8 protein-coding genes and 1 pseudogene are annotated in these 10,242 nt (G+C 73.5%); 4 read left to right on the top strand and 5 right to left on the bottom strand.

Features of this window, described 5'->3' with window-relative positions; translation table 11 throughout:
• The 3 genes from AOK09_RS25470 to AOK09_RS25460 all read left to right on the top strand — a co-directional run.
• Positions 1–482, top strand: a 482-nt coding sequence (locus AOK09_RS25470) for a YwqJ-related putative deaminase (protein ID WP_055589576.1), incomplete at its 5' end; no start/stop codon positions are given.
• 79 nt (positions 483–561) lie between these two features.
• Positions 562–1,026, top strand: coding sequence for an SUKH-3 domain-containing protein (locus tag AOK09_RS25465; RefSeq protein WP_079063421.1), 465 nt, complete (start codon positions 562–564; stop codon positions 1,024–1,026).
• Between the two features lie 195 nt (positions 1,027–1,221).
• Positions 1,222–1,686 (top strand): hypothetical protein, encoded by a 465-nt coding sequence (locus AOK09_RS25460; RefSeq protein WP_157876034.1) that lies wholly within the window; start codon positions 1,222–1,224, stop codon positions 1,684–1,686.
• Positions 1,687–2,012: 326 nt separating this feature from the next.
• Here AOK09_RS25460 and AOK09_RS25455 read toward each other — a convergent pair whose 3' ends face one another.
• Entirely contained in the window at positions 2,013–3,314 is a 1,302-nt protein-coding gene (locus AOK09_RS25455; RefSeq protein WP_245687475.1) for a sensor histidine kinase, read from the bottom strand.
• Positions 3,315–3,782: 468 nt separating this feature from the next.
• On the opposite strand from AOK09_RS25455, the gene ppc reads away from it, so the two are divergent.
• The gene (ppc, locus tag AOK09_RS25450) at positions 3,783–6,605 is read left to right on the top strand and encodes a phosphoenolpyruvate carboxylase (protein WP_055589574.1); all 2,823 of its coding nucleotides are present in this window, start codon (positions 3,783–3,785) and stop codon (positions 6,603–6,605) included.
• Between the two features lie 96 nt (positions 6,606–6,701).
• Here ppc and AOK09_RS40415 read toward each other — a convergent pair whose 3' ends face one another.
• The 4 genes and pseudogenes from AOK09_RS40415 to AOK09_RS25430 form a co-directional block, all read right to left on the bottom strand.
• Entirely contained in the window at positions 6,702–7,838 is a 1,137-nt protein-coding gene (locus AOK09_RS40415) for a hypothetical protein (RefSeq protein ID WP_157876033.1), read from the bottom strand.
• A 239-nt stretch (positions 7,839–8,077) separates the two neighbouring features.
• Positions 8,078–9,169, bottom strand: a complete 1,092-nt coding sequence (locus tag AOK09_RS41175; protein WP_157876032.1) for a hypothetical protein — start codon at positions 9,167–9,169, stop codon at positions 8,078–8,080.
• A gap of 247 nt (positions 9,170–9,416) precedes the next feature.
• On the bottom strand, positions 9,417–9,704 hold the full coding sequence (locus AOK09_RS25435) for a hypothetical protein (RefSeq protein ID WP_157876031.1): 288 nt from the start codon (positions 9,702–9,704) through the stop codon (positions 9,417–9,419).
• A 315-nt stretch (positions 9,705–10,019) separates the two neighbouring features.
• Positions 10,020–10,242 (bottom strand): annotated as a pseudogene (locus tag AOK09_RS25430) (hypothetical protein); the annotation flags it as partial.

Genomic DNA, 10,242 nt, shown 5'->3' with positions numbered 1-10,242 from the left:
CCCCGGAGAGCCCCGCCGCGGCGGCCGGTGCGCATGCCTCCGCCCCGCAGCTCCGCCACGACCGGGACAGTCTGCTGCCCGTGGTGGCGGCCGCCCTGTCGGTACGCGGCGACACCCACACCCACCCCGGGTACAAGGACGACCCGCCGCCCCAACTGCACCCTCTGGTGGCGGAGTTCCTCGCCGAGCTGCCGCTGGAGAGCCGCGAGCGGTTCACCGGACGCTGCCCCGAGGCGCTGCTGCTGTCGCACTACCTGGCCGGTGTGGAGGCGGGCCGCTCCAAGCGCGCGGCCCGCAAGCCGCTCGGCATGTCCGAGGCCCGAAAGGCCCTGAAGGGTGCCAAGCTGACGACGGTGCGGATCCGCGAGGAGGGCGACCCGGCGCACGGCACCCACCAGCCGCCCTGCCGCTCCTGCGCACCCATGCTCGAACACTTCGGCATCCGGAGTGTCGCCGTCGCCCCGTCGGCCGACGCCGGCTGACCCCCCGCGCGGCCCCGCCGCGCCACGCCCTGTCCCCCGACCGAGGAGCCCCCTGCTGAACGCGCGCTTCCCCGCCGAGGTGGCCGCCACCCTCAAACACGCGGGCTGGCACCCCGGCCGCTGGCAGATCCGCCAGGCCGAGGCATGGGCCGACGCCCTCGCCGCACACGACTCCCCCGACGGCCACCGCCACAGCGTCTTCCCGGCCGCGGTGGAGGCCTGGGCCGAGTTCGGCGGCATCGGCATCGACCTGGCCGGCGCCGGCGAGAACCAGGCCCGCACCCCGTTCGTCATCGACCCGCTGCGCGGACTCCACCAGCCGCGTACCCTCGCCGACCTCGGACGCGCCCTGGACAGCCCGGTCGCCCCGCTCGGCGAGGAGAACGGCGGCCTGGGACTGCTGGCGATCGACGCCCTCGGCCGGGTCTACAGCCTCGACCACAGCGGCGAGTGGTACCTCGGCCAGAACGTCGACCAGGCGGTGACCACCCTGGTCATGGGCACCGCACCGGAGCGGCTGCGCACCGCGGCGCATCCCCTCTGAGCTGTACGGGCACCCCCCGGCCCGGCCGTCCGGCCGGCCGGGCCGGTGAACCGCGCCCCGCCTCCCGGCGTACCCCCGGCGGACAGCACCGGCCCCGCAGCAACCGCCCCGGGAGGCACCCCCATGAACCGTCCGACCGCTTCGCGCCGCATGCCCGCAGTGCACCCGCGGGCCGCAGCCGGTGCAGTCGTCGCCGTGACCGTCCTGCTGAGCTCGGCCGTGGCCTGCACCGCCAGCAACCATGTGGGCAGCGCCAGCAGGGCCAACCCGGGCGCGGTGCAGAACTCCTCCGGCCAGCAGTGGCCGGCCGGTATGCAGACCATGCAGGGCGTCCCCAACGTCCCCGCGGGGCAGGGCGCGGGGCAGAACCAGGCCGCGGGGAGGACCCCGGTGGCGCTGAGCGGCTTCGGGGCCGCCACCGGCTGCACCGCCGCGGCCCCCGCCGCCGGACAGCAGATCAGGCAGACCACCTGCACCACCCGGCAGGGCTCCCGCTTCGCGGTCACCACCTTCGCCAGCCGCAACGACCAGCAGCAGTGGCTGCAGGCCACCCTGGGCGGCGGCAGCTTCCTGGTCGGCGACCGCTGGGCCGTCGGCGCGGACAGCGCCACCCTGCAGTCCCTCCAGCAGACGGTCGGCGGCACCATCTCCACCGCCTGAGGTCCACCGCGCGGGCCGCCGCAGGGCACCGCGCGGACGGGGCGGGGGCCTCGGCCCCCGAACGTGTGCCCGGCAGCGGGCCCGGCCAGGGCGTGCCCGACGGCTCGCGCCGGTGAGGCACGCGGTGTCCGGTGCGATGCGCCCTCCTCGCCGCAGGGGGTGAGGAGGGCGCATCGCAGGGCGAAGGATCGACCCTCCCGGACGTACTCGGTCGACTCCGGCCACACAGCGGGATGCCGTACCCGGGGGCACCTCCCGGCCGGGTCGGGCCGGGGTCGCGTCACCCGTCGGGCGGCAACGGTCGGACGAACCGCAGGGCGTCCGCCTCAGGCCGGCCCCGGCCGCTCCCCCAGCAGCGGCACCGCCTGCACCGCCAGCCGGGACGGCAGCACCGCCTCCACCCGGAACCCGCCGCCCTCGGCCTCGCCCGCGGCGAAGGTGCCGCCCAGCGCCGTCACCCGCTCCCGCATCCCCAGCAGGCCGTTGCCGCCGCCCGGCAACGGCGGCTCGCCGTCCGGCCGCGGCCGCTCCCCCGGGCAGGCGTTGACCACCGTGACCCGCACCCCGTTGGGCACATAGGCCAGCGTCACCGCGGTCTTCGCGCCCCGTGCGTGCTTGTGCGCATTGGTCAGCGCCTCCTGGACCACCCGGTACACGGTGTGCTCGGCCTGCGCCGAGAACGCCCGCAGCGGCCCGCTGACCTCCAGCCGCACCGGCAGCCCGGCCGAGCGGGACTGCTCCACCAGCCGGCCCAGGTCCGTCAGCCCGGGCCCGCCGCTCCCCTCCGCACCGGCCGGGGACGCCTGCGGCGGCACCAGGGGCGCGCCCGGGCGGACCGCCGCAGCCCCCGGCTCCCCCTCGGACATCCGCAGCACTCCCAGGATCTGCCGCAGCTCGTCCAGCGCCTGCCGCCCCACCTCGCCCAGCAGCCGGGCGCTCTCCGTGGCCCGCTCCGGATCCTTGCCGACGATCCGCTCCAGCGCCGCTGCATGCACCACCATCAGGCTCACCCGGTGCGCCACCACGTCGTGCATCTCCCGGGCGATCCGGGTCCGCTCCTCCATCCGGGCCCGCCGCGCCCGCTCCAGCGCCTGCTCGGCGAGCAGGCCCAGCTCCGCCTCCAGGCCCTCGGCGCGGTCCCGCAGCGACTCCACCAGCCGCCGCCGGGCCCCCACGTACAGACCCAGCACCAGCGGCGGCACCGTCAGCCCGACGGAGACCAGCACCGCGAGGAAGACCAGCAGCCACCGCGGCGGCAGCTCCCCGTCGGCGCCCGGATCGCCGAGGAAGGCGACCAGCACCATCGCCAGCGTCTCCACGAGGACTAGCCCGGAGAGCCCGGTGACCGTCGCCCGCCGCGCCCGCCAGTCCCGGCAGGCCGCCAGCGTGTACAGCGACACCACCAGCAGCACCACCCCGACCATGCCGGGGACGAAGACCACCGCCGCCACCACCGGCACCACCGGCCACCGCCGGCGCACCACCAGCGTGGCGCCCGCCAGCGCCCCCAGCACGAAGGCCAGCACCGGCAGGACGCCGTGCCAGTGCATCCGCCCGGCGACGAAGGCCGCCGCACCGGTCCCGCACTCCACCGCCGCCACAGCGGCCACCAGCACGTCCAGCGCCATACTGCGCCGCCGTGCCCACCACCACGGACCGCCGCGTGCCCGCGGCCGCCCTCCATCGAAGCGCCCCGCGGCCGGTGGTGCCGGTACCGGCAGCTCACCCCGCTCAGCGCCCTCCCCCGTCGACATGCTCATGGGCTCCAGCCTAGGCGTCCCCCTCGGGCGGCTCGCCTCCCGTACCGCAACCCGCCCCACCGACGCCCCGACCGCCCCGCAACCCGGCACGCCGTGTCCGCCATGCGGCCTCCTGGGGCTGCCCGGCGACCCGGCGACCTATGCTGGGTCGCGTCGGACAGCGCGGTCCGCACCGGCTGCGGCGGAGCACTCCGCCCAGCCCGCACCTCCGGACTCAGCCGAGGACCCCGCGCCGGGCAGGTGCCGCCCACCAGGACGGACCTGCCGCCCTCCGCGGAGACCACGGCCGTGCCCACACCGTCCCGTAGCCGTAACCGTGAGCAAAGGGAGCCCGCCGTGACCGCACCGGTCCCCACCCCGGCCGACCGCCCCGCGGCAGAGCACGACACCGCCGACGAAACCGCACTCGCCGCCAACGCCGCGCTCCGCGCAGACATCCGCCGCCTGGGCGACCTGCTGGGCGAGACCCTGGTCCGCCAGGAGGGCCAGGAGCTGCTGGACCTGGTCGAGGAGGTCCGCCGCCTCACCCGCACCGACGGCAAGGCCGCCGCCCAGCTGCTGGAAGAGACCGACCTGGACACCGCGGCCAAGCTGGTCCGCGCGTTCTCGACGTACTTCCAGCTCGCCAACGTCACCGAGCAGGTGCACCGCGGCCGCGAGCTGTCGGTCCAGCGCACCCGCGAGGGTTCCACCATCTCCCGCACCGCGGACCGCCTCGCCGAGGCCGACCCGCAGCACCTGGCGGACACCCTCGCCCATCTCGCCGTACGCCCGGTCTTCACCGCCCACCCCACCGAGGCCGCCCGCCGCAGCGTCCTCAACAAGCTGCGCCGCATCGCCGAGCTGCTGGACAAGATCCACCGCCAGCACACCGTCTCCGGCCTCGCCGAGGCCGACCCGGCCCGCCACAGCTCGGCCCGGCGCCAGGCCGACCGCCGGCTGGCCGAGGTCATCGACCTGCTGTGGCAGACCGACGAGCTGCGGATCGCCCGCCCCGAGCCCGCCGACGAGGCCCGCAACGCCGTCTACTACCTGGACGAGCTCTACCGTCAGGCCGTGCCCGAGGTCCTGGAGGAGCTCCACGAGGAGCTGGCCAGGGTCGGCGTCGCGATCCCCGAGGGCGTCCGGCCGCTCACCTTCGGCACCTGGATCGGCGGCGACCGCGACGGCAACCCCAACGTCACCCCCGCCGTCACCCGTGACGTCCTGATCCTGCAGCACGAGTACGGGATCAAGGACGCCCTGGAGACCGTCGACGACCTGCGGGCCACCCTCTCCACCTCGGTCCGGCTGGCCGGGGCCTCCAGCGAGCTGCTGGACTCCCTCGCCGCCGACCTGGAGGCGCTCCCCGAGCTCAGCCCCCGCTACAAGCGGATGAACGCCGAGGAGCCCTACCGGCTGAAGGCCACCTGCGTCCGGGAGAAGCTGCTCAACACCCGTAAGCGGCTCGCCGCCGGCACCGCCCACCAGCCCGGCCGCGACTACCTCGGCACCTCCGAGCTGGTCGCCGACCTCAAGCTGATCCAGGAGTCGCTGCGCTCCCACCGCGGCGGCCTGATCGCCGACGGCCGCCTGGCCCGCGCCGTGCGCACCGTCGAGGCGTTCGGCCTGCAGCTGGCCACCATGGACGTCCGTGAGCACGCCGACGCCCATCACCACGCCCTCGGCCAGCTCTTCGACCGGCTCGGCGAGGAGGCCTGGCGGTACGAGGACATGCCGCGTGACTACCGGCAGAAGCTGCTCGCCCGCGAGCTGAAGTCCCGCCGCCCGCTCGCCCCCACCCCGGCGCCGCTGGACGCCGCCGGGCAGAAGACCCTCGGTGTCTTCCAGACCATCCGCGAGGGCTTCGAGCGGTTCGGCGACGAGATCGTGGAGAGCTACATCATCTCCATGTGCCAGGGCGCCGACGACGTCTTCGCCGCGGCCGTGCTGGCCCGCGAGGCCGGGCTGATCGACCTGCACGCCGGGGTCGCCACCATCGGCATCGTGCCGCTGCTGGAGACCACGGACGAGCTCCAGCAGGCCGATCGCATCCTGGACGAGATGCTCTCCGACCCGTCCTACCGACTGCTGGTGTCGCTGCGCGGCGACGTCCAGGAGGTCATGCTCGGCTACTCCGACTCGTCCAAGTTCGGCGGCATCACCACATCCCAGTGGGAGATCCACCGCGCCCAGCGCCGGCTGCGCGACGTCGCCAAGCGGTACGGCATCCGGCTGCGCCTGTTCCACGGCCGCGGCGGCACCGTCGGCCGCGGCGGCGGCCCCTCCCACGAGGCGATCCTCGCCCAGCCCTGGGGCACCATGGACGGCGAGATCAAGGTCACCGAGCAGGGCGAGGTGATCTCCGACAAGTACCTGCTCCCCTCGCTCGCCCGGGAGAACCTGGAACTCACCGTCGCCGCCACCCTGCAGGCCTCCGCGCTGCACACCGCGCCGCGGCAGTCGGCCGAGGAGCTGGCCCGCTGGGACGCCTGCATGGACACCGTCTCGGAGGCCTCCCACACCGCCTACCGCAGGCTGGTCGAGGACCCGGACCTGCCGAAGTACTTCTTCGCCTCCACCCCGGTGGACCAGCTGGCCTCCCTCCACCTGGGCTCCCGTCCCTCCCGCCGCCCCGACTCCGGCGCCGGCCTGGACGGCCTGCGGGCCATCCCGTGGGTCTTCGGCTGGACGCAGTCCCGGCAGATCGTCCCCGGCTGGTTCGGCGTCGGCTCCGGCCTCGCCGCCGCCCGCGACGCCGGACTGGGCGACGTCCTGGACGAGATGTACGGCGAGTGGCATTTCTTCCGCAACTTCCTGTCCAACGTCGCCATGACGCTGGCCAAGACCGACCTGCGGATCGCCCGCCACTACGTCGAGCAGCTGGTCCCGGACGAGCTGCGGCACGTCTTCACCGCCATCGAGGCCGAGCACCACCTCACCCTCAAGGAGGTGCTGCGCCTCACCGGTGAGAACGAGCTGCTGGACCACAACCCCGTGCTCAAGCAGACCTTCAACGTCCGTGACGCCTACCTGGACCCGATCTCCTACCTCCAGGTGGCGCTGCTGCGCCGGCAGCGGGAGGACGCCGCCCGCGGCGCCGAGGAGGACCCGCTGGTCTCCCGGGCGCTGCTGCTGACCGTCAACGGCATCGCGGCCGGTCTGCGCAACACCGGCTGACACCCGGCCCGTCCGGGCCCGAACGACGGAAGGCCCGCCCGCATCGCTTCTCGCGATGCGGGCGGGCCTTCACCGTTCAGGCGCCGTGATACGGCGTCAGTGGCGGGCCGAGCGGCTGCGGCGGGCGAAGAACAGCACCGCGCCACCGATCACGGCGAGCGCACCCGCGATACCGGCCATCATGCCGGTGCCGCTGCTGCCGGTGCTGGCCAGGGCGGCGCCACCGGTGGTCGCGGCGGCGGCCGACGACGAGGAGGAGACCGCGGTGGGGGCGACCGAGCCGGACTGGCTGGGCGCCGCCGAGGCGGACGGGCTCGGCGAGTCGGTGACCGGGGTACCGCCGGTGGTGGTGTCGCCACCGGTCGTGGTGTCCCCACCGGTGGTGGTGTCGCCGCCCGTGGTGGTGTCACCGCCGGTCGTGGTGTCGCCGCCCGTGGTGGTGTCGCCGCCGGTCGTGGTGTCACCGCCCGTGGTGGTGTCACCGCCGGTCGTGGTGTCACCGCCCGTGGTGGTGTCACCGCCGGTGGTGGTGTCGCCGCCCGTGGTGGTGCCACCGGTCGTGGTGTCACCGCCCGTGGTCGTGCCACCGGTCGTGGTGTCACCGCCCGTGGTGGAGCCGGTCGGGATGCAGTCCTTGGTGCCGCCGTTCCAGGACGAGATCAGCTGGTCCTTGATGACCGCGTGGTCCGGGCCCTCGGGCAGGGGACCGTGGTTGGGGCCGGGCTGACCGTCGTACTGGGTCTTGCCCTTGTAGAGGTCCACCTGGGCGAAGCAACCGGCGTCCGGCACAAGGACGTTCAGCGTGTCGGTCTTGAAATCGGTGCCCTCGCCGACGGTGACGGAGTCGAAGTCGACGAAGGTCTGCAGACCGGAGGTCTCCCAGGTCGGACCGTGCGTCAGGTAGGAGGCCAGCGAGACGGTGCAGGTGCCCCAGGCCGCCTTGACCTTGATGTGCACCTTGCCGTCCGCGGTCGGCTTCAGGGTCTGGTCGTCCACCTTCACGGTGGAGGACCAGGTGTTGCCGTCGTCCAGCGAGAACTGGCAGGCGTTGCCGTCACCGTGGTTGCCCGGGTGCGGGTGCAGGGTGACGGGGTGGTTGCCCCAGTTGTCACCGCCCTTCCCGGTGCCGTGCGCACAGGCGAGCGCGGGCGCGGCGCCGGCCACGGTGAGCGCGACCGCAGCGGCGCCGACGCTCAACAGGCGTGACGGGCTGACGCGGAGTGATATGGACACACGTTCCCCTTATATGAGTTTGCGGTCCCTGGGTGGGCGGTGAGCGCGGGCGGAGCGGCGCATCGGCGGCGTGGGCCGACCGGGGCTCGACAGCATCACGCGGTCACACGGGACCCAGGTGCATCACGAATCGTTCACGTTTTCAGGGACGCTTGTCAATGCCTGTGGCTAACAGGTAAGGGTCCGTCCGCGCCGAGTTTCCGGCGCGGACGGACCCTTATGACGTTGCGTCAGTTCGGTCAGTGGCGAGCAGCCTTGCCCCGACGGGCGAAGAACAGCACCGCACCGCCGAGCACCGCGAGCCCGCCCGCGACAGCGGCCATCATGCCAGTACCGCTGCTGCCGGTCTCAGCCAGGCCCCCCGTGGGAGCGGCCGAGGCGCTGGAGCTGCGGGTCGGCGTGGCCGTGGGGGTCACGTCGGGACCGCCCGGGACGGGGGTGCTGGTGGCCGGGGGCGTCTCCACCGGAGCAGTGGCGACCGGCGGCGGGGTGGAGGCGGACGGAGTCGAGCTCTCGCCCGGGGCGGAGGTCTCCGGAGCCGGGGAGGTGGTCTGGTCGTCCGGAGCGGAGGACTCCGGAGCCGGGGAGCTGCTCTCCGGGGCCGGGGAGGTGGTCTCCTCGTCGGGGGCCGAGGACTCCGGCGCCGGGGAGGTGGTCTGGTCGTCCGGAGCAGAGGACTCCGGAGCCGGGGAGGTGGTCTGGTCGTCCGGAGCAGAGGACTCCGGCGCCGGGGAGCTGCTCTCCGGGGCCGGGGAGGTGGGCTGCTCGTCGGAGCAGTCGACCTTGAAGACCTTGTGCTTGGCCTCCCGGTAGTCGCCCGGGTCGTTGCCGTTGTCGCCCTGGATCACCCAGTAGAGCTTGTAGTGGCCGTCGGGCAGCCGCATGTCCTGGGTGACGACGTGCCCGGAGGCGTCGGTCTGGATCAGACCCTCGGCCGCGTCCCGGCCCGTGGGGCTCGGGTTGTCCTCGATCCACCAGACAACGTTCTGGCCGCTGTCGAAGCCGAAGGCGTCGAGGTAGAAGGTGCAGACCTTGGGCTGGTTCCGCTCGTCGTACTCGGCGCCGGTGACGGCGTCGTGGATCTTGACGTCGCCGTTGTTGCCGGCCGGGCCGCCGTTGCCGTTCCCGCCGCTGCCGTTCCCGCCGTTGCCGTTGTTGCCACCGTTGCCGTTGTTGCCACCGTTGGCGTTGTTCCCGCCGTTGGCGTTGTTGCCACCGTTGGCGTTGCTCCCGCCGTTGGCGTTGCCCTTGTTGCCGCCGTTGGCCGTGGCGTGCGCGACGGGCGCGAGGAAGAGAGCGGCGGCGGTCGGCACGGCAAGCACCGCCGACATGAGGGCAGGACGTCTACGCATAATGAACGACCCCAAGAGTCAGCATGAGTGAGCCGCTGCGTCGGGCGGGAGCGCCTGAGGCCACCCCGGTGCCATCGAGCCGAGCGGCTGGACTGTCTGAGAATCTGTCGTGCCGCGAGGCGGCAATCAAGTCGCATGGCAACCAAAGTGACCGAATATCCATGCTTGCTCCACAATTGCGAAGGACAACGATTCGATCACATCAGACCCCGGGGCCCCACAGGGCTCAGCCTGCCTGCTCCTCACGGCGCCGTACGGCCCACAATGCGCCACCGCCGGCAGCCACCAGCAGCCCCGCGTAGACGACCAGCAGCCCCGTGCCCCGGCTGCCGGTGTCGGCCAGCAACGGCGTCAGCTGCGCCGAGGAGGGGGCGACACTCGGGCTCGGGCCCGGTTCGGGCCCCGTACTCGCGGAGCCCGCCCACGCCGCACCCGCACCGCTCAGGACGGCCGTGGTGGTGAGCGCCGCAGTACCGAGAAGCTGCGCCGCACGGATGCGTCCCGACTTGGACACACACACCCCTTTGAATCCGGTGACTCGGGGCTCGGACGGCGTGATCAGGCGGCATCCGGCAGCGGCGGACCCGAACGGGGACGGCTCTGAGCACGCCCGGCCCAGGAACATCACCATCGTCATGGGGCCGCATGTGCGAAATCAATTCGCCTCATAAGCTGCAAATCCGCCATACCGACGCCGCAAAGCAGCCCCAACCGGATGAAGCCGGACGGCGACACCCGCACAGCCGTCCGATAACACTTCGGCGACGCCCCTCACATCACCTGCACGATCAATCCGCCTGCGGAACAACACAACTGACTGTGCATCAGTTCAGTTGACGGAGTTCAGCACGAACGCCCCGGCCAGCAGCGCCGTCCCCAGCACCGCCCCGGCCCACGCTGTACGCCGCATCCGCAGCGCCGCCCCGAGCACCACGGACCCCAGCAGCAGCGCCCCGCCGAAGGGGATCCAGCCGTGCAGCACACCCGCCCAGCCGGTACGCACCGCGTCCGAGGTGCCCGGCCGGATCGCCACCGCCAGCCGCTCGCCCGGC

Origin of the sequence: Peterkaempfera griseoplana (assembly GCF_001418575.1) — a bacterium.
Classification (GTDB): Bacteria; Actinomycetota; Actinomycetes; order Streptomycetales; family Streptomycetaceae; genus Peterkaempfera; species Peterkaempfera griseoplana.
The sequence above is the reverse complement of the archived record's forward strand: the minus strand, read 5'-3'. Positions and strand labels throughout refer to the sequence as shown.